The 19,980-nt window shown below is 72.3% G+C and carries 15 protein-coding genes and 1 pseudogene; 12 read left to right on the top strand and 4 right to left on the bottom strand.

Annotated elements, in window-relative coordinates:
* Positions 1-221: 221 nt before the first annotated feature.
* The gene (locus ACF08B_RS35025) at positions 222-2,831 is read right to left on the bottom strand and encodes a bifunctional SulP family inorganic anion transporter/carbonic anhydrase (RefSeq protein WP_392321068.1); all 2,610 of its coding nucleotides are present in this window, start codon (positions 2,829-2,831) and stop codon (positions 222-224) included.
* A 339-nt stretch (positions 2,832-3,170) separates the two neighbouring features.
* Here ACF08B_RS35025 and ACF08B_RS35020 point away from each other — a divergent pair, with 339 nt between their 5' ends.
* Positions 3,171-4,433, top strand: coding sequence for a hypothetical protein (locus ACF08B_RS35020; protein WP_392321067.1), 1,263 nt, complete (start codon positions 3,171-3,173; stop codon positions 4,431-4,433).
* A gap of 3 nt (positions 4,434-4,436) precedes the next feature.
* Here the strand turns inward: ACF08B_RS35020 and ACF08B_RS35015 are convergent, their stop codons facing one another.
* Positions 4,437-5,417: an ATP-binding protein gene (locus ACF08B_RS35015; protein ID WP_392321066.1), complete on the bottom strand. Its 981-nt coding sequence runs from the start codon at positions 5,415-5,417 to the stop codon at positions 4,437-4,439.
* A gap of 100 nt (positions 5,418-5,517) precedes the next feature.
* Here ACF08B_RS35015 and ACF08B_RS35010 point away from each other — a divergent pair, with 100 nt between their 5' ends.
* Positions 5,518-6,342: an oxidoreductase gene (locus ACF08B_RS35010; RefSeq protein ID WP_392321065.1), complete on the top strand. Its 825-nt coding sequence runs from the start codon at positions 5,518-5,520 to the stop codon at positions 6,340-6,342.
* 387 nt (positions 6,343-6,729) lie between these two features.
* On the opposite strand, the gene ACF08B_RS35005 is transcribed toward ACF08B_RS35010, so the two are convergent.
* Positions 6,730-7,560 carry an HAD family hydrolase gene (locus tag ACF08B_RS35005; protein WP_392321064.1) on the bottom strand — a complete coding sequence of 277 codons (831 nt, stop codon included), beginning with the start codon at positions 7,558-7,560 and terminating at the stop codon, positions 6,730-6,732.
* A gap of 593 nt (positions 7,561-8,153) precedes the next feature.
* Between ACF08B_RS35005 and ssd the strand changes: the two genes are divergently transcribed.
* From ssd to ACF08B_RS34970, 7 genes and pseudogenes are all read left to right on the top strand, one after another.
* Positions 8,154-9,260, top strand: coding sequence for a septum site-determining protein Ssd (ssd, locus tag ACF08B_RS35000; RefSeq protein WP_392321063.1), 1,107 nt, complete (start codon positions 8,154-8,156; stop codon positions 9,258-9,260).
* Positions 9,257-10,447: a TadA family conjugal transfer-associated ATPase gene (locus ACF08B_RS34995; RefSeq protein WP_392321062.1), complete on the top strand. Its 1,191-nt coding sequence runs from the start codon at positions 9,257-9,259 to the stop codon at positions 10,445-10,447. Before ssd ends, ACF08B_RS34995 begins: the two co-directional genes overlap by 4 nt.
* A 32-nt stretch (positions 10,448-10,479) precedes the next feature.
* On the top strand, positions 10,480-11,325 hold the full coding sequence (locus tag ACF08B_RS34990; protein WP_392321074.1) for a type II secretion system F family protein: 846 nt from the start codon (positions 10,480-10,482) through the stop codon (positions 11,323-11,325).
* A gap of 100 nt (positions 11,326-11,425) precedes the next feature.
* Positions 11,426-12,205, top strand: a complete 780-nt coding sequence (locus tag ACF08B_RS34985; protein WP_392321061.1) for a type II secretion system F family protein — start codon at positions 11,426-11,428, stop codon at positions 12,203-12,205.
* A 77-nt stretch (positions 12,206-12,282) separates the two neighbouring features.
* Entirely contained in the window at positions 12,283-12,504 is a 222-nt protein-coding gene (locus ACF08B_RS34980; RefSeq protein ID WP_392321060.1) for a DUF4244 domain-containing protein, read from the top strand.
* 22 nt (positions 12,505-12,526) lie between these two features.
* Positions 12,527-12,868: a TadE family type IV pilus minor pilin gene (locus tag ACF08B_RS34975; RefSeq protein ID WP_392321059.1), complete on the top strand. Its 342-nt coding sequence runs from the start codon at positions 12,527-12,529 to the stop codon at positions 12,866-12,868.
* A 233-nt stretch (positions 12,869-13,101) separates the two neighbouring features.
* Positions 13,102-13,476: pseudogene (locus ACF08B_RS34970) on the top strand (Rv3654c family TadE-like protein); the annotation flags it as partial.
* 1 nt (position 13,477) lies between these two features.
* Here ACF08B_RS34970 and ACF08B_RS34965 read toward each other — a convergent pair.
* The gene (locus ACF08B_RS34965; protein ID WP_392321058.1) at positions 13,478-16,096 is read right to left on the bottom strand and encodes a DEAD/DEAH box helicase; all 2,619 of its coding nucleotides are present in this window, start codon (positions 16,094-16,096) and stop codon (positions 13,478-13,480) included.
* An 81-nt stretch (positions 16,097-16,177) separates the two neighbouring features.
* Here ACF08B_RS34965 and bldG point away from each other — a divergent pair, with 81 nt between their 5' ends.
* From bldG to ACF08B_RS34950, 3 genes are all read left to right on the top strand, one after another.
* Positions 16,178-16,519: an anti-sigma factor antagonist BldG gene (gene bldG, locus ACF08B_RS34960; protein WP_010986038.1), complete on the top strand. Its 342-nt coding sequence runs from the start codon at positions 16,178-16,180 to the stop codon at positions 16,517-16,519.
* A 165-nt stretch (positions 16,520-16,684) separates the two neighbouring features.
* Positions 16,685-17,119: an ATP-binding protein gene (locus ACF08B_RS34955; protein ID WP_392321057.1), complete on the top strand. Its 435-nt coding sequence runs from the start codon at positions 16,685-16,687 to the stop codon at positions 17,117-17,119.
* Between the two features lie 298 nt (positions 17,120-17,417).
* A complete protein-coding gene (locus ACF08B_RS34950; RefSeq protein WP_392321056.1) occupies positions 17,418-19,823 on the top strand; it encodes a sodium-translocating pyrophosphatase in 2,406 nt (801 codons plus the stop codon).
* The last annotated feature ends 157 nt before the right edge of the window (positions 19,824-19,980 follow it).

Here is a 19,980-nt window from a genome sequence, read left to right as displayed (position 1 = left end):
TGTTCGTACGCCTCCGCGGTGACATTGGCGTGCGCGGCCAGGTCGGCGGGCGGCGCGAACCTGCGTTCTTCCTTGAGCAGGTTGGCCAGGCTCTCGTTGCTCACGACATCTCCCTTTCCAAGGGTGTCCGTTGTGTCCCAGGCCACAGCTCATCAGACGCGGGGGTGCGATGACAAGGGTCGACGGAAAAATTGGTTTAGACCTGTCCGGCGGTCCACCGCTCACGCCGGACTGCGTGCCTCCTCCTCCTGCTCGGCGGCCCCTTCCACGTTCCCCTCCACGCCGTGTTCGAAGCCCGCCCCCGCTCCCGGGGCGACCCCCGCCGGAGGGTCCTCCGTGACGCCCTCGAACACCCTGCCCCCTTCCGTTCCCGTCAGCAGATACGCCTGCGCCTCGCCCACGTGGAAGTACATTCCGTGCAGCTCCAGACCGCCGCCGGCCAGCGCCCGGGCGACGGTCGGGTGCGCCCGCAGATGATCCAGCTGCTGGACCACATTGGTCAGGCACAGCTCCTCCACCGCGTCCGCGGTCGCCCGCCCGGCCAGCCGGGGCCGGGCGCGGCGGTCTCCGGCCAGCCGCGCGAGGCTCGGCAGACCGTGCCGCAGCCAGCGCTGCAGCGGGGTGTCACCACCGACGGCGCCCCCGCCCGCACTGTCCACGCCGACACCGCCCTCGCCCGAGCGGACACCGTCCGAGCCGACACCGTCCGAGCCGACACCGTCCGAGCCGACACCGTCCGAGCCGACACCGCCCGTGCGGCCCGCGTCCGTGGCGCCGGTGCCGGCGCTGTCCCCGGCAGCGGTGCCCGCTTCCGTGGTGCCCGCGTCCGTGTCCCCGTCCGTGGTCTGCGCGGCCAGCAGCGCGTGCATCGCCCCGCAACCGGAGTGCCCGCACACGGTGATGGAGCGCACCCCCAGTACGTCCACCGCGTACTCGATGGCCGCCGCGACCGAGTCGTCGCCGTGCTCCTCGCCCGGCGGCGGGACCAGATTGCCGACGTTGCGGACGACGAACAGATCGCCGGGACCACTGGCGGTGATCATCGACGTGATGAGCCGGGAATCAGCGCAGGTGAGGAAGAGCTGGGAGGGCTGCTGACCCTCCCGGGCGAGCCGCGCCAGCTCCTTGCGCACCAGCGGCGCGGTGTTCCGCTGGAACGAGCTGATGCCGCGGGCCAGCTCCCCCCTCGCCGCGCGCCCTTCCGGCGCGTGGGCACTCTGCGTCCCCGCGGCGCAGGACTGATGGTTGCGCCAGGGCGTCCAGGGGCCGCACCGGCACCCGGCGTGGGTGGCCGGCTCGGCGGTCCGGATTCCCCCGCGCCGGCCCGACAGCTCGGCCGTGCCGCCCCGTGCGGTGTGGGTGTTGCGCCAGTCCTGCAGTGACTCGTACGCCGCGTGGTCCATGAACGACCCGCTCAGTTCCACGACGGCGTGGGCGCCTTGGGGTACGAGATGCAGGGCTCTGCTGAGCCGGGGAACGGCGAGGAACGTCAACTGGCCCCGAACGCGTACGTGATGGACTCCCTTCGTCTCTTCGTGGGTGATGCGGGTGCGGGTGAGGCGGTGCAGGGCGACGGCGACCGCCACGGCGACCCCGAGGAGCACGCCCTCCAGGACGCCGAAGGACACCACGCCGAGGGTGGTCACGACGTAGACCGGCACCTCGCGGTGGCGCGTCACCGTGCGGATGTGGTGCAGGGACACCATCTGGATGCCGACGGCCATCACCAGGGCGGCGAGGGAGGCGAGCGGGATCGCCTCCAGGAGCGGGACCATCAGCAGCGCGGCCGCCACTACGAGAACGCCGTGCAGCATCGTGGAGTTCCGGCTGACGGCACCCGCGTTCACATTCGCCGTGCTGCGCACGGCCACCCCCGCGACCGGCAGTCCGCCGAGTGCCCCGGAGAGGATGTTGGCGGCACCCTGGCCCAGCAGTTCCCGGTCCAGGTCGGACCGGCCGACGCGGGACTGGGCGCCGGGCCGCGCCGCGACCAGCTTGTCCACGGCCACCGCGCCGAGCAGCGACTGCACGCTGCACACCAGGGTGGTGGTGAGCACGGCGGCCACGAGGCCGAGCACCGGGCCGTCGGGCAGCCCGGCCAGCGCGTGGCTGCTCCAGGACGGCAGGCCGACCCGGGGCAGGGACAGCCCGGTCAGGGCGGCGGTCCCGGTGGCCCCGGCGACCGCGACGAGTGCGGCCGGCACCTTGCGCAGCCCCCGTCCGACGCGGCCGGGCAGACGCGGCCAAGCCAGCAGCAGGGCCAGCGTCAGCACGCTCACGAACACGGCGGCAGGCTGTACGCGGGCCAACTGGGCCGGCAGTGCGCGCAGGTTGGCGAGGACGGAGCTGTCCGGACTGCCGCCGAGGACGATGTGCAGCTGGGCCACGGCGATGGTGATGCCGATGCCGGCGAGCATGCCGTGCACCACGGCCGGGCTGACGGCGAGCGCGCCGCGTGCCACGCGCAGACAGCCGAGGCCGAGCTGGGCGAGACCGGCGAGGACGGTGATGCCGCAGGTGGCCCGCCAGCCGTACTGGTGGATCAGGTCCGCGGTGACGACGGTGAGTCCGGCGGCGGGCCCGCTGACCTGCAGCGGGCAGCCGCCGATCCGGCCGGCGACGATTCCGCCCACGGCGGCGGCGACCAGGCCGGCCTGGAGCGGGGCGCCGGTGGCGAGGGCGATACCGAGGGACAGCGGCAGGGCGATCAGGAAGACCGCGACGGCCGCGGACACGTCGGCGCCCTCGACCGCGAGGCGGCGGCGCCCCGGTGCGGGGTCGGGCGGTGGCGGGGAGTGCTCGGTGTGAGGGGGTGCGCAGGCTGATGACATGTTCCCGTCTCCTCCGGGGCGGCGCGGTCGCGGACTGGATGGGGCCCCCGTCCATGGGTGGGGCTCGGTCGCGGCCGTGGGTCACGGCGTGCAGCGGCGGGATGGATCAACGCTCGGTAAATGAACCGTAATGCCACGTAAAGACAATGCATAACTTTACGGGGCAAATGGCGCATTCGATCACCCAGCTGAGCGAAGTAATCATTTGATCGGCTTGTCGTACTAATTCCTTCTCGGTCCCGTGCGACCTTGGCGGCGCTGTCGGTGCAAGCCCGGCACACGCGCAGAAATGACCCAGGGTCAGCGTGTGCCTGAGAGAAGGAAGAAGGTGGGCGGAACATGGCCGCCACCCAGAGGATCGCCGTCGGCGCCACGGTCGCCGCGGCCTGTGCCGCGTCGCTCGCCGGCTGCGCGACCGGCTCCAACGCGTCGAAGGAAGGGGTGTCGGGACCGAAAGGGGCGCCCGCACCCCAGAGTCTGGTCCGGCTGATCGGCGACGGATCCACCGCCTACACCGGTACCCAGCCGCACCTGCCCCGACCCGAACGGCTGAAGCCCGGTCAGAAGCCGCCCCAGTTCGTCGTGTTCTCCTGGGACGGCGCGGGTGAGGACAGCCAGAAGCTGTTCTCGCACTTCCGCAAGGTCGCCAAGGAGAACCACGCGACCATGACGTACTTCCTCAGCGGCGTGTACATGCTCCCCAAGGAGAAGCGGAACCTGTACAAGCCGCCGCAGCACTCACCGGGCAGCTCCGACATCGGCTTCAACGACGAGCAGGGCATCGCCGACACCCTCAAGCAGGTACGACTGGCCTGGCTGGAGGGCAACGAGATCGGCACCCACTTCAACGGCCACTTCTGCGGGCCCGAGGGCGGCGTCGGCACCTGGTCGGTGGACGAGTGGAAGAGCGAGATCGCCCAGGCCAAGCAGTTCGTCAAGAACTGGAAGACCAACACCGGCATGACGCAGGCCGCGGCCCTGCCCTTCGACTACGACAAGGAGCTGATCGGCGCCCGCACCCCCTGCCTCGAAGGGCGGAAGAACTTCACCGAGGCCGCCCGCCGGCTCGGCTTCCGCTACGACTCCAGCGGGGTCGACGACCAGCTCTGGCCCAAGAAGAAGGAGGGGCTGTGGGATCTGTCCATGCAGCTGGTGCCCTTCCCCGGCCACACCTTCGAGCAGCTGACCATGGACTACAACTTCATGGCGAGCCAGTCCGGCACCGAGACCCAGGGCGACCCGGACATGTACGACTACTGGGGCGACCAGATGCGCGACGGCCTGATCAAGGGCTTCTACCGGGCCTATGACGGCAACCGCGCGCCCCTGGTCATCGGCAACCACTTCGAGTCCTGGAACGGCGGCACCTACATGCGCGCCGTCGAGGAGGTCGTACGGGAGGTGTGCAACAAGCCCGACGTGCGCTGCGTGTCCTTCCACCAGCTGGCCGACTGGCTGGACGCCCAGGACCCGGGGACGCTGCAGAAGATGCGCACCCTCAAGGTGGGCGAGGCGCCCCGGCAGGGCTGGGCGTCCTTCCTCTCCGGCCGCCCGGCCCCGGCGCCCAAGGGCGTCCCCGGGGCGCCGGCCGTCAGGCAGTAGGCGTCAGACCGCGGCCGCCACGCCCTCGCGGAGCACGAACCCGGGGTCGACCTGCGCCGCCAGGTCGGCCCCGGTGCGCTCGTTGCCCCACGCCTCGGCGTTGCGCAGGTGGAAGTGCACCATCTGGCGGGTGTACCGCTCCCAGTCGCGCAGGGCGTACGTGGCGTCGGCGGTGGCGCGCAGGGTCTGCAGGGCACCGGCGTTGGCCTCCTCCAGGAGGTCGAAGCGGGGCGGGCGGCCCTTCTCCATGGCGCGCACCCAGTCCGAGCGCCCGACCGTCACCAGCAGGTCGTCCCCGACCTCCGCGCGCAGGAAGTCGATGTCGTCCTGCTCCTGGATCTTGTTGCCGACGACCTTCAGGGCGACGCCGAAGTCGCGGGCGTACTCCTTGTACTGGCGGTAGACGGAGACCCCCTTCCGCGTCGGCTCGGCGACGAGGAACGTCATGTCGAACCGGGTGAACATCCCGGAGGCGAAGGAGTCCGAACCCGCGGTCATGTCGACCACCACGTACTCGTCGGATCCGTCGACGAGGTGGTTCAGGAACAGCTCCACCGCTCCCGTCTTGGAGTGGTAGCAGGCGACCCCCAGGTCGGCTTCGGTGAAGGGGCCGGTGACCATCAGGCGGACGGCGCCGCCGTCGAGTTCCACGGGGCGCGCGCAGGCGTCGTAGATCGGGTTGGGCTCCCGCACCCGGACGAGTCGCGACCCCTCGCCGGGCGGGGTGGTCTTGATCATCGCCGAGGGCGAGGTGATCCGCTGGTTGCTGCCGCGCAGGTGCTCCTTGATCTGCGGCAGCCGTTCACCCATCGCGGGCAGCGCGGCCGCCTCCGTCTCGTCGAGACCGAGGGCGGGGCCGAGGTGCTGGTTGATGTCCGCGTCGATCGCGACGACCGGGGCGCCGGCGGCCACGAGGTGCCGGACGAAGAGGGAGGAGAGCGTGGTCTTGCCGCTGCCGCCCTTCCCGACGAAAGCAATTTTCATATTCACCAAGCGTAGTCGGGTGATAGCTCTGGGTGGCAAGGGGGGTGAAGAAGACCACTCCATCGTGGGGTCGGCCGACGGGGTGCGTACTGTCGTACTCATGAGTACGACAGGCGCGACCGCCGATCCGCTCGCGGCCCTGGGCTCACTGCCCGGCGTGCCCGAATCCGTGGAGTCCGTGCGCAAGGCCGTGGACCGGGTCTACGGGCACCGGATCATGCGGCGCCGCAGCAACGCGATCACCTCCGAGGCGGCCCTGCGCGGGGCCCGCGGTTCGGCCGCCCTGTCCGGCGCCGACTGGGCCCTGGAGGAGGTGCGGCGGCGTACCGACTTCGGTTCCGACGACGAGGCCCGTGTCGTCGGTGCCGCCCTGCGCCTGGGTGCCGAGGCCGGCCAGCTGCTCTCGATCTGGCGGCAGTCCCCGCTCCGGGTCCTGGCCCGGCTGCACCTGGTGGCCGCGGCGGACGGCGACGAGCGGGTGGGCAGGCCACGTCAGGCCGGCGAGGCGGTGGACGAGCCGCTGATCGAGCTGCCGCTCCCGGACGCCGCCGAGGTCTCCGGCCGCCTCGAGGGGCTCGCGGACCTGATCATCGCCGGCACGTCCGCGCCCGCCCTGGTCACGGCCGCCGTCGTGCACGGCGAACTGCTCGCGCTGCGCCCCTTCACGTCCCGCAACGGCCTGGTGGCGCGCGCGGCCGAGCGGATCGTGCTGATCGGCAGCGGTCTCGACCCGAAGGCCGTCTGCCCGGCCGAGGTGGGGCACGCCGAACTGGGCCGCGCCTCCTACCTGGCGGCACTGGACGGCTACGTCTCCGGCACCCCGGAGGGCATGGCTGCCTGGATCGCCCACTGCGGCAGGGCCGTGGAGCTGGGAGTGCGCGAGTCCACTGCGGTGTGCGAGGCGCTGCAGCGCGGCGCGGCCTGAGGAAACTCCCCGGAAAAGGGTTGCGGCGGTACGAGTCCTCGTACCGCCGCTGGCATGCTCACCGGGTTACCAAGCGTCCTCGATATGTGCCCATCAGGCCGGGGTGCTTTGCCCGTCACCTGGTGCGGCTGGCCCGTAATCGACGGGTCGACGTCGCGTGGGTGCTCGATGTCCATGCGGGGTCCGTGGGGCCAAGTGCGTAGTGGTAGGTGATCCTCTCGGATGTCCTTTGGTCTCGCGGGCCTAAGTTCTTTGTACCGCGACCCCGGAGCAAGCGGAACCCCTGCCCGCACATCTTTACTTTCGGGTTCAAACAGGGGTGAAGCGGACGCCCCTCGACGGGGTGCCGGGCGGGCACCGCGGGGGCGTGCGCGGGAGGCGCCGGGGTCAGGCGGTGTTGCGCCGCCGGCTGGCGTACCAGACGAGGCCCGCGGTGGCCGCCGCCGCTCCCACGGCCGCCATGGCGACCAGTGCCGGGCGGGGCGGGACCGAGAACCCGGGCAGCCGCTTCTTGAGCGGCACCGGGCGGCGGAACTCCAGCACCGGCCACCCGCGCGCGGTCGCCTCGCGGCGCAGTGACCGGTCCGGGTTCACGGCGTGCGGGTGCCCGACCGCCTGGAGCATCGGCAGGTCGGTCGCGGAGTCGCTGTAGGCGTAGCAGCGGTCCAGGTCGTAGCCCTCCGAGGCGGCCAGCTCCCTGATCGCCTCCGCCTTGGTCGGGCCATAGGCGTAGTACTCCACCTCACCGGTGAAGCAGCCGTCCTCGCCGACGACCATGCGGGTGGCGACCACCCGGTCCGCACCCAGCAGCTCACCGATCGGCTCGACCACCTCGGCGCCCGAGGTGGACACGATGACCACGTCCCGTCCGGCCATGTGGTGTTCCTCGATGAGGGAGGCGGCCTCGTCGTAGATGATCGGGTCGATCAGGTCGTGCAGGGTCTCGGCGACGATCTCCCGCACCTGCTGGACGTTCCAGCCGCGGCACAGGGTGGACAGATACTCACGCATACGCTCCATGCCGTCGTGGTCCAGGCCGCCGGCCAGGAAGACGAACTGGGCATATGCGGTACGCAGTGCGGCCCTGCGGTTGATCAGCCCTCCTTGGTAGAAGGACTTGCTGAAGGTGAGCGTGCTCGACTTCGCAATGACCGTCTTGTCCAGGTCAAAGAAGGCTGCGGCGCGGGGCAAGGAGTGGTTTTCCACGCCCCTGAGCATAGGCGCCCACCATTCGGCGTAAGGTGTGGCGCGTGGGTTTGCCTGAGAAGGCTCTCGGGTACACCATGGAAGTCACGGATCGTTCGCGACCGTGCTAACCCGGTCCGGCTCCTCCCCCCCCGAGTCGGCCGTGGGGACGACCCCCGCTCTCCCCCCCCGGCGGGGGTCGTCGCATGTCCGGGTGGGTTTTCTCGTCTCTCTCCGCTCTGTGGAGAACTCCGCGACCGACGCTGTGGCGCACCGGCCGCGGCTTCCGCACGCCCGCGTTTCGTTACTCACGGTAATCGCGGGGCTGCGCTGCGGAACTCGCACAGCGACCCGTACAGGACTCACCGGTATGGGTGATGGCGATATTCACAGCCCCCTGGTTGTCCACCGTTTTGGACCAAGATCCACACGATTTCGCGGATCGCTGCACCGTGATTCCGGCGCACCCCGGCTGTGGCGAGTTCATGGCCGGTTCCGATTGCCGGAGTGCGTTTGGCCGGTTCCTATCGGCCGCTCATATGGAGGCCGCTCGCCGGTTCTTCACATCTTCGGGATTCCCGTGGCCGCAGGGGCTGCGCGGACCACGCAGCGAAGGGGGAACACACGTGACCGGAATCGTCACCCACGACCCGCCGCCCACCGGCGCGGGCCGGCCGGGACGTCCGCTCATCGTCACCGAGGACGCCGACCTGCTGGACGATCTGCTGCGCCTGTGCGCGGCGGCCGGCGCCACGCCCGAGGTCCACCACGGCGTTCCGGAACACGGCGACGGCTGGGAGGCGGCCCCGCTGGTCCTGGTCGGCGACGACGCCGCCCGCCGCATCCGCGGGGCCGCCCGGCGGCGCGGAGTGGTGCTGGTCGGCCGCGACCAGGACGACTCGGAGGTGTGGAAGCGCGCCGTCGGGATCGGGGCCGACCACGTCCTGATGCTTCCCGACGGAGAGCAATGGCTGGTCGACCGCATCGCGGACGTCGCCGAGGGGGTCGGCCGCCCGGCCCTCACCGTCGGGGTGATCGGCGGCCGGGGCGGGGCCGGCGCGTCCACGCTGGCCTGCGCCCTCGCGGTCACCTCGGCGCGGGAGGGGCTGCGCACCCTGCTCGTGGACGCCGATCCGCTCGGCGGCGGACTCGACGTACTCCTCGGCGGCGAGAGCGCCGACGGGCTGCGCTGGCCCGCCTTCGCCGCCTCCCGGGGCCGGCTCGGCGGCGGCGCCCTGGAGGAATCGCTGCCGGAACTGCACGCCCTGCGTGTACTCAGCTGGGACCGCGGCGACTGCGTCGCCGTTCCGCCCCAGGCGGTGCGCGCGGTCCTCGCCGCCGCCCGGCGGCGCGGCGGGACCGTCGTGGTCGACCTGCCCCGCCGCCTCGACGACGGGGTCGCCGAAGCCCTCGCGCAGCTCGACCTGGCTCTGCTCGTCGTCCCCGCCGAGCTGCGGGGGATCGCGGCCGCCGGGCGGGTCGCGTCCGCCGTCGCCATGGTCGTGCGCGATGTGCGGGCGGCGGTCCGCGGACCGTACGCGCCCGGTCTGGACGACCTCGGGGTGGCCCGTCTGCTCGACCTGCCCCTGGCCGGCGAGATCCCGGTCGAACCGGCACTGTCGCGCCCCGAGGGCGGCGCGAAACCACCCGGTGCCACCGGACGGGGCCCGCTCGCCCGCTTCTGCGTGAACTTCTGGGAGCGTGCCCTGGCCGAGGCCGGAGGGGTCCGATGACGCTCCCCGGGCTCGACCGGGCCGACGGCGCGGCGCTGCTCGACGGTGTCCGGCGCCGGCTGGCCGAGAGCGGTGCCGAACCCACCCCCGCGCGGGTGGCGCAGGCCCTCCGTGAGCAGGGCCGGGTGCTGGGCGATGCCGAGGTCCTCGGGGCGGCGAGGCGCTTGAGGAGCGAGCTGGTCGGCGCGGGCCCGCTGGAGCCGCTGCTCGCCGACCCGGGCGTCACCGACGTCCTGGTGTCCGCACCGGACCGGGTGTGGGTCGACCGCGGGGGCGGCCTGGAGCTGACCCCGGTGACCTTCCCCGATGCGGCGGCCGTACGACGCCTCGCGCAGCGGCTGGCCGCCGTGGCGGGACGCCGGCTGGACGACGCCCGGCCGTGGGCGGACGCCCGGCTTCCCGACGGGACCCGGCTGCACGCGGTGCTGCCGCCGGTCGCCGTCGGCTGCACCTGTCTGTCCCTGCGGGTGGTACGGCCCCGGGCGTTCACCCTGGCGGAACTGGTGGAGGCGGGCACCGTGCCGCCGGGCGGCGAGGTGATCCTGCGGGCACTGCTGGACGCCCGGCTCTCCTTCCTCGTCAGCGGCGGCACCGGAAGCGGCAAGACGACGCTGCTCAGCGCCCTGCTGGGGCTGGTCGGCCCGGGTGAACGGATCGTGCTCGCCGAGGACTCCGCCGAACTCCGGCCGAATCACCGGCACGTCGTACGGCTGGAGACCCGTCCCGCGAACCAGGAGGGCGCCGGCCTGGTCACCCTCGAGGACCTCGTCAGGCAGGCACTGCGGATGCGGCCCGACCGGCTGGTCGTCGGAGAGGTGCGCGGTCCGGAGGTCGTGCACCTGCTCGCGGCGCTCAACACCGGCCACGAGGGCGGTTGCTGCACGATCCACGCCAACGCCGCCGGGGACGTACCGGCCCGCCTGGAAGCGCTGGCCACGGCCGCCGGGCTCGACCGGGCCGCACTGCACAGCCAGTTGTCGGCCGCCCTCTCCGTGGTGCTGCACCTCGTCCGGGACCGGTCCGGCCGGCGCCGGATCGCCGAGGTGCACGTGCTGGAGCGGGAGGCCGCGGGTCTGGTGCGGACGGTGCCGGCACTGCGCTGGGGCGAGCGGGCCTTCGCCCGGGAGCGCGGCTGGGAGCGGCTGGAGCATCTGCTGGGCATGTCCGGCGGGTTCACGAGCGAGTGAGGACGGGGACGGAAGTGACCGGTGAGATGTCGATGGCGGCGGCGCTGATCTGCCTGGGGACGCTGGCCTGGCTGCTGGGCGAACGGCACTACGGGATGCGGCGGGCGCGGCTGCTGCTGGCCGGCGGGGGGACGGCGGCCAGCGGGCCGCCCTCCTGGAAGCGGGCTCTGGGCGAACTGCGGCGGCTGTCCGGCCGTTTCGGGCCCGAGTGGTGGGCGCTCGCGGCCGGGCTGCTGCTCGCGCTGCTCGGTGCGTCGGTGATTCCGGTCGTCGCGGGGGCGGCCGGGGTGCCGGTGCTGCGCCGAGTGCGGCTGGCCCGCCGGGCCGCATCCGCCCGGGAGCGCCGGGCGGATGCGGTGATCGCCCTGTGCGGGGCCCTCGCCGGGGAGGTGCGGGCGGGACGGCAGCCCGGTGAGGCACTGCTGCGGTCCGCGCGGGACTCCGGCGGGCTCGGCGAAGCGCGGGCGGCCGTGGTCGCGGCCGCCCGGTTCGGTGGGGATGTGCCCGGGTCTCTGGCCGCGGCGGCCCGGCAGCCGGGCGCCGGGGGGCTTCGCGGGCTCGCCGCGTGCTGGCGGGTGGCCGTGGACCAGGGCGCGGGACTGGCGGCCGGTCTGGACCGGCTGGACGCGGCCCTGCGCGCCGAGCGGGACCAACGTGCCGACCTGCGCGCGCAGTTGTCCGGGGCCCGTGCGACCGCGGTGGTGCTGGCCGCCCTCCCCGCTCTGGGGCTGCTTCTGGGCACTGCCATGGGCGCCGACCCGCTGCACGTCCTCCTGCACACCGGCGCGGGCCTCGGCTGCCTGGTGACCGGCGCGGTGCTGGAGGCGGCCGGGACGTGGTGGGCGACGCGGATCGTGCGAGGGGCGGAAGCGGTGTGAGGGCTCACGGGTGGCGCGGAAGGGGTCGGCCCGGTCCTCGGGTGGTGGAGGTGGCCGCGATGTCGGGAAGCGGGCGGGTCGTACGGAAACGGAGGGTGGAATGAGCGGGGAATTCGTCCACAGGCTGGGGATGGCCGGGGCCGTGGTGCCGGCTGTCGGCTGGGGCCTCCGGCGCGTGGAGATCGCGCGACGGCGACGGCGGGTACGGCGCCGGGTGGCCGACCTGCTGGGCCTCGAAGCGCCGTCGCCCGGAGCGGCGTTCGCGGTGCCGGACAGGCTGCGAAGGTGCCTGCCGCTCGTCGGTGCGGCGGGCGGTGCCTGGGTGCTGGTCGGCGGAGTCGCCGGGGTGCTGCTGGGGCTCGTGGTGGGCGCGGTGCTGTGGCGGTGGCGCGAGCGCAGAGCGTCGGCCGGGCGGACCCAGGAGATCGACACCGCCGGGTCCGCGCGCCAACTTCCGCTCGCGGCCGACCTGCTGGCCGCCTGTATCGCGGCCGGTGCCGGTCCGGTGGTCGCCGCCCAGGCGGTGGGGGAGGCCATCGGAGGCCCGGTCGGCGAAGCACTGGCGCGGGGCGCGGCGGAGGTGCGGCTGGGCGGCGAGCCAGGCCACTCCTGGCGCCGGTTGGCCTCGCTGCCCGGCGCCATGGCCCTGGCCCGGCTGCTGGAGCGGGCCGACGAGACCGGGCTGCCGGCGGCCGGCCCGGTCGCCCGTCTCGCCTCGGACGCACGCGCGGACTGGGCCCGCGCCGCAACGGTCCGGGCACGCAGGGCGGCCGTGCTGATCTCCGCGCCTGTCGGGCTGTGCTTCCTGCCGGCCTTCATCGCGATCGGTGTCGTGCCTGTCGTGATCGGCCTGGCCGGCGGGGTGATGGGAGGGAGGTAGGCGCACGACGACGAGCGAACGCATGCACGCGGATCACCACAGGAAGGACAAGAACCATGCACCTCACGGGGGTTGGGATGAGCGAGATCATCAGCAGGAAGTTCCGGCGAGCGGCGGCGCGGTTGCGCGGAGCGGACGGTCGGTGCCGACGGGACGCCGGGATGGTCACGTCCGAGTACGCGATGGGGATCATCGCGGCCGTCGGATTCGCGTTGCTGCTCTACGAGGTCGTCACCAGCGGCCAGGTCAGGGCGGAGCTGCAGGCCATCGTGAAGAAGGCTCTCAGTGCGCGGATGTGAGCGGGGGAGGGACCGCGGGTTCGTGACCGCGGAGGCGGCCGTGGTGCTGTCCGTGCTGGTGGCGTTCACGATGGCGCTGGTCTGGGGGCTGCTCGTGGTGGCGGCGCGGATCCAGTGCGTGGACGCGGCTCGCGTGGGGGCCCGGGCCGCCGCCCGCCAGGATCCGGTCGACGCGGTGGTCACGGTGACCCGGGACGCGGCGCCGGACGGGGCGCGGGTCACGGTGGACCGGGAGGGCGACCGGGTCCGGGTGACGGTGGTGGCCAGGCCACCGTTGTTCGGCGGGCTGCCTGTCGAGTTGCGCGAGGAGGCCGTGGCACTGGCCGAGGAGACGGTGGGAGCGGCGCGGGAGGGGGAGCGGTGAGAGTTCCTGCGGGGCGCGCGGGCTGCGGGGTGCGCGAGGGGTACTGGGTGAGCAGGGACTACCAGGAGCGCGAGGCTCTTGAGGCGTGGCGGTCGGGTCGCCAGGTCTCCGGGCCGCGGCCTGCGAACCGTCGGCCCTCTGGGTATCCGCCCCCTGGGCATCCGCCCTCCGGATATCCGTCCTCGGGACGTGTGCCTTCCGGCCGACAGCACGATCAGCGGTGGCGCGCCGGGTTGCAGCCCGCCGCTGGGGCGGCCGCCGACCGAGGGTCCGCGACCGTCTGGAGTCTCGGGGCCATCGCCGTGCTGTGCCTGGTGTTCGGTGCCGTGCTCGCCCTGGGACAGGCCGTCGTCGTCCGGCACCGGGCGGCCGGTGGCGCGGATCTGGCGGCGCTTGCTGCGGCGGACCACTGGGCCGAGGGCGGCGCGGAGGCCTGTGCCCGGGCCGAGCGGCTGGCGCTGGCCCAGCGGGTGCGGCTTCTGCGGTGCGCGATCGTGGGCGAGACCTCGGACGTGACGGCGGCCTCGGGAGGAGGACCGTTCACGGCGGAGGTACGGGCGAGAGCGGGCCCGGCGGGCCCCGTACCGGCAGCACTCGTACCGCCCGCGATCAGCGGTTCGGCACCTGCCGTGGGTCCGGAGCCTCCAGATCAGGAGCTTCGTGATCGGGGGCCTCTCGGTTCGGGAACTCTCGTTCCGGGGCCTCCCGGCTCTCGGCACCCTCACTCAGTGGGCCCTCGCGGCCCGTCCGGCCCTCCTGAGGGTCGTGACCCTCCTTCTCCTCGGGCGCACCGCGGAGCAGCACCGTGAGGAGCCGGACCGCGCCCCTCTTGTGCAGCGGATCGTTGCCGTTGCCGCACTTGGGGGACTGGATGCAGGACGGGCAGCCGGCCTCGCACTCGCAGGACGCGATGGCCTCCCGGGTGGCGGCGAGCCAGGCACGGGCGGTGTGGAAGGCGCGCTCCGCGAAGCCCGCGCCGCCGGGATGGCCGTCGTAGACGAAGACGGTGGGCAGGAGGGTGTCCGGGTGCAGCGGCACCGAGACGCCGCCGATGTCCCAGCGGTCGCAGGTCGCGAAGAGGGGCAGCATGCCGATCGAGGCGTGTTCGGCGGCGTGCAGGGAGCCGCCGAGGATCTCCGGGATGATCCGGGCCTCGTCCAGCTGGTCCTCGGTGACCGTCCACCACACCGCGCGGGTGCGCAGCGTGCGGGGAGGGAGGTCGAGTTTGGTCTCGCCCAGCACTTCACCGGTGATGAGGCGCCTGCGCAGGTAGGAGACGACCTGGTTGGTGACTTCGACGGACCCGAAGCACAGGCGGCCGGAGCCCCAGGGGATCTCGGTGTCCGTCTCCAGGATGGAGATCGCGGTGGTGTCGCGGGCGACCGTCGAGTACGGCGGGTCGGCCTGTTCGACGAGGGCCACCGAGTCCTCCAGGTCCAGGGTGCGCACCAGATAGGTGCGGCCCTGGTGCAGGTGGACCGCGCCCTCGTGGACCGTGGAGTGCGCGGCGCCCGCGTCGACGGTGCCGAGCAGGCGGCCGGTGCCGGTCTCGACGACCTGCACCGGGCGGCCGCCGGCGCCGCGGATGTCGGTCAGGTCGGCGGCCCGCTCCCGGCGCGTCCAGTGCCAGGCCTTCGTCCGCCGGCGCAGCAGCTTCGCGGCCTCCAGCTGCGGCAGCACATCCGCGCAGGCGGGGCCGAAGAGGTCCAGGTCCTCGTCGGTCAGCGGGATCTCGGCGGCGGCCGCGCACAGGTGCGGGGCGAGGACGTAGGGGTTGTCGGGGTCGAGGACGGTGGATTCGACCGGCCGGTCGAACAACGCCTCGGGATGGTGGACCAGGAAGGTGTCCAGCGGGTCGTCGCGGGCCACCATGACGGCCAGGGCGCCCTGTCCGGAGCGGCCCGCGCGGCCCGCCTGCTGCCACAGGGAGGCGCGGGTGCCCGGATATCCGGCGATCACCACCGCGTCCAGGCCGGAGACGTCCACGCCCAGCTCCAGGGCGGTGGTGGCCGCGAGACCGAGGAGTTCCCCGGAGTGCAGGGCGCGTTCCAGGGCCCGGCGCTCCTCGGGCAGGTAACCGCCCCGGTAGGCCGCGACACGCCGGACCAGGGAGCGGTCGACCTCGGCCAGTTTCTCCTGGGCGATCACCGAGATCAGCTCGGCGCCGCGCCGGGAGCGGACGAAGGCGACCGAGCGCACGCCCTGCACGGTCAGGTCGGTCAGGAGGTCGGCGGTCTCGGCGGTGGCGGTCCGCCGTACGGGCGCGCCCTTCTCGCCGTGCAGCTCGGTGAGCGGGGGCTCCCAGAGGGCGAAGACGAGCTCACCGCGCGGGGAGGCGTCGTCGGCGACCTCGACCACCGGAAGGCCGGTCAGCCGCCGGGCGGCGACGGCGGGCTCGGCGGCCGTCGCCGAGGCCAGCAGGAAGACCGGCGAGGAGCCGTAGCGGGCGCACAGGCGGCGCAGCCGGCGCAGCACCTGGGCGACGTGCGAGCCGAAGACGCCCCGGTAGGTGTGGCACTCGTCGATGACGACGTACCGGAGCGACTTCAGGAAGGAGGACCAGCGCGGGTGGGACGGGAGTATCCCGCGGTGGAGCATGTCGGGGTTGGTCAGGACGTAGTTGGCGTACTGGCGGACCCACTCGCGTTCCTCGAACGGAGTGTCGCCGTCGTACACGGCTGGGCGAACGGCATTGCCCAAAGGTTGTGAAAGTTCCTTCACCGACCGGCACTGGTCAGCGGCGAGCGCCTTGGTGGGGGACAGGTACAGGGCCGTGGCGCCGCGTCCGTTCGGCGCCTCGGAACCGTCCAGAAGGGTGGAAAGGACGGGGACGAGGTAGGCGAGGGACTTGCCGGAGGCCGTGCCGGTGGCGACGACCACCGATTCGCCGTCCAGCGCGTGCTCGGCGGCCCGGGCCTGATGGGCCCACGGGTGCTCGATGCCGCACGCCTGCACGGCCGCGATCACTTCTGGGCGAATCCGGTCTGGCCAGACGGCATGGCGGCCCGCGCGCGGGGGCAAGTGCTCCGTATGAGTGATGCGCGCAGACCGGCTCGGCCCGGAGGCGAGGCGGTCCAGGACCGTGCCCGGAGACGGGCGGGACGCCGGGTCCGCCGGGGTTCGATCGGATCGGTGATTCTTGGCCATCGGCACCGAGTGTGTCACTGACGTGACGGACAATGGAGTCAAGGCGTCGTGCACGCCTGCCGGTAAGTGATTGAATGCCATCGCGGCTGGCGTTGCGTCCCGGGGGCCGCAAGCCGAGGTGCCCGAGGGGCGACCGCTCGATAGCAAGGTGCTGGAGGATCCGTGGACCTGTCCCTGTCGACCCGTACCGTCGGCGATCGTACGGTCGTCGAGGTCGGTGGCGAAATCGATGTATACACCGCGCCCAAGCTGCGCGAGCAGCTGGTCGAGCTGGTGAACGACGGCAATTTCCATCTTGTCGTCGACATGGAGGGCGTGGACTTCCTCGACTCCACCGGTCTCGGCGTGCTGGTCGGCGGCCTGAAGCGAGTGCGTGCCCACGAGGGCTCGCTGCGACTGGTCTGCAACCAGGAGCGCATTCTCAAGATCTTCCGTATCACCGGCCTCACCAAGGTGTTCCCGATCCACACCTCGGTCGAGGAAGCGGTGGCGGCCACCGACTGACCCTGGGCCGTTCGCCGGCGTCGGGCTCCGTGAGGGGCCCGGGCGTCGGCCGGTCCCGTCCTGGGCCGCGCAAGACGTGGCGGCCCGGGACACAGACGTACACAGGGGGTGCGGGTCCTCGGCGGCCCCGCCCCCGACCGCACGCCCGAGCCGCGAGGGGGATGCATGGCCACCGTCGAACTCCGCTTCAGCGCGCTGCCCGAGCACGTCAGGACCGCCCGTCTGGTGGCGGCGGCGGTGGCGCGCAGGGCCGGGGTGGACGAGGCGGTGCTGGACGAGGTCCGGCTCGCCGTCGGCGAGGCCTGCTCCCGTGCCGTGGGACTGCACCGGAGCCACGAGATCACGTCTCCGGTGAAGGTGGCGCTGATCGAGGACGAGAAACAGTTCTCCATCGAGGTCGGCGACGAGGCCCCGCACGCCTCCGCGGGCGGCGACACGCCCGGGGGCGCCCAGGAGAGTGACGTGGAGGCCGAGGAGGACGAGATGGGCCTCGCGGTCATCAGCGGCCTCGTCGACGACGTCGAGGTGACCACCGGGCGCAACGGCGGACTGATCCGTATGACCTGGCCGGCCACACCGCCGGCCGCGGCCGCGCTCTAGCCGCCAGGCACCTCACGACCCCCAGGGCCCTGCTGAGCAGGGCCCTTCGGTGTTTTTCGGTGACACCCGGGAATTCGTGAAGGAATTCACGATCAATAGACCGATAATTGGATCAAGAGCCAATGCGGTCGTCAATGCTTTTGGGGCATTACCGCTTTCGGGTTCCCCGTCGTGACCTCGATCATTTGCTGAAGGGCACGAGAAGGCTGATTCCGTTTACCGTCCCCTGTTTAGATCACTCGCGGGTACCTAGAATCCGTCCACATCTTGAGCTCAGCCCAAGCGTCAAGGAGGACGAATGGCGGGGCTTTCTACCCCTCATCAGTTGGGTCACCCGACACATCTCGCTGCCGCGGTACTGACCGACGACAACAGGATCATCGTGGCGGTGATCGCGGCGGTAGCCCTGGCCGCGCTCGTGGTCGCGGGGATCCTGGTGCGCCAGGTGCTGGCCGCCGGCGAGGGCACCGACAGCATGAAGCGGATCGCGGAGGCGGTCCAGGAAGGTGCCAAGGCGTACCTCGCCCGGCAGCTGCGCACGCTCGGCGTATTCGCCGTCGTCGTCTTCTTCCTGCTCCTGCTGCTGCCCGCGGACGACTGGAATCAGCGTGCCGGACGGTCGGTGTTCTTCCTGATCGGAGCCGTTTTCTCAGCGGCCACCGGTTATATCGGCATGTGGCTCGCCGTGCGCAGCAATGTGCGTGTCGCCGCCGCGGCCCGGGAAGCCACTCCGGCTCCCGGCGAACCCCAAAAAGATCTCACCACCGTCTCGCACACCGCGATGAAGATCGCATTTCGCACGGGCGGCGTCGTCGGCATGTTCACGGTGGGCCTCGGCCTGCTGGGCGCCTCCTGCGTGGTGCTGGTGTACGCGGCCGACGCGCCGAAGGTGCTGGAGGGCTTCGGCCTCGGCGCCGCCCTGATCGCGATGTTCATGCGGGTGGGCGGCGGCATCTTCACCAAGGCCGCCGACGTCGGCGCCGACCTGGTCGGCAAGGTCGAGCAGGGCATTCCGGAGGACGACCCGCGCAATGCCGCGACCATCGCCGACAACGTGGGCGACAACGTCGGCGACTGCGCGGGCATGGCGGCCGACCTGTTCGAGTCGTACGCCGTCACCCTGGTGGCCGCACTCATCCTCGGCAAGGCCGCCTTCGGCGACTCCGGTCTGGCCTTCCCGCTGCTGGTGCCCGCCATCGGCGTGATCACGGCGATGATCGGCATCTTCGCGGTGGCCCCCCGGCGCTCCGACCGCAGCGGCATGAGCGCGATCAACCGCGGCTTCTTCATCTCCGCGGTGATCTCCCTCGTGCTGGTGGCGGTCGCGGTCTTCGTCTACCTGCCGGCGTCGTACGCGGACCTCGGCGGCGTCACCGACGCGGCCATCAAGGCCAAGGACGGCGACCCGCGGATCCTCGCGCTGGTCGCGGTGGCCATCGGCATCCTGCTGGCCGCCGTCATCCAGCAGCTGACCGGCTACTTCACCGAGACCAACCGCCGCCCGGTCCGGGACATCGGCAAGACGTCCCTCACGGGCCCGGCGACCGTCGTCCTCTCCGGCATCTCGCTGGGCCTGGAGTCGGCCGTCTACACCGCCCTGCTGATCGGGCTCGGGGTGTACGGCGCGTTCCTGCTCGGCGGCACGTCGATCATGCTGGCGCTGTTCGCGGTCGCCCTGGCCGGCACCGGTCTGCTCACCACGGTCGGCGTGATCGTCGCCATGGACACCTTCGGGCCGGTCTCCGACAACGCCCAGGGCATCGCCGAGATGTCCGGTGACGTCGAGGGTGCGGGCGCGCAGGTGCTCACGAACCTGGACGCGGTCGGCAACACGACCAAGGCCATCACCAAGGGCATCGCCATCGCCACCGCCGTACTCGCCGCGTCGGCGCTGTTCGGGTCGTACCGCGACGCGATCACCACCAACGTGCAGGACGTCGGAGCGAAGCTGAGCGGGCCCGGAGCGCCGCTGAGCCTGTCGCTGGACATCTCGCAGCCCAACAACCTCGTCGGCCTCATCGCGGGCGCCGCGGTCGTCTTCCTCTTCTCCGGACTGGCCATCAACGCCGTGTCCCGCTCGGCGGGTTCGGTGGTCTTCGAGGTGCGGCGGCAGTTCCGGGAGAAGCCCGGGATCATGGACTACAGCGAGACGCCCGAGTACGGCAAGGTCGTCGACATCTGCACCAAGGACGCCCTGCGGGAGCTGGCCACACCAGGTCTGCTCGCCGTCATGGCACCGATCTTCGTCGGGTTCACGCTCGGCGTCGGCTCGCTGGGCTCCTACCTGGCCGGCGCGATCGGCGCGGGCACGCTGATGGCGGTGTTCCTCGCCAACTCCGGTGGCGCCTGGGACAACGCCAAGAAACTGGTGGAGGACGGCCACCACGGCGGCAAGGGCAGCGAGGCCCACGCCGCCACGGTGATCGGCGACACGGTCGGTGACCCCTTCAAGGACACCGCCGGACCGGCGATCAACCCGCTGCTGAAGGTCATGAACCTGGTGTCGCTGCTCATCGCGCCCGCGGTGATCAAGTTCTCCTACGGCGACGACAAGAACATGGGTGTCCGGATCGGGATCGCGGTCCTCGCGCTCCTGGTGATCGTGGTCTCCGTGTACATCTCCAAGCGGCGCGGCATCGCCGTCGGGGACGACGAGAGCGCCGAGCGGGTCGCCAACACGCCCGACACGGCGGTGGTTTCGTAGGCCGCGACGACACGGCCTGCTCAACGGGTGGGCGGGGGGGGGGGGGGGGCCCGCCCCCCCCCCCCCCCCCCGGGGGGGGGCCCCCCCCCGCCCCCCCCCCGGGGGGCCCTCAATAACAAAGTTCGCACAGTGACAAAAAAAGCAATTTTAAACCGAC

Source organism: Streptomyces sp. NPDC015139 (assembly GCF_043079785.1).
Lineage (GTDB): Bacteria > Actinomycetota > Actinomycetes > Streptomycetales > Streptomycetaceae > Streptomyces > Streptomyces albidocamelliae.
The sequence above is the reverse complement of the archived record's forward strand: the minus strand, read 5'-3'. Positions and strand labels throughout refer to the sequence as shown.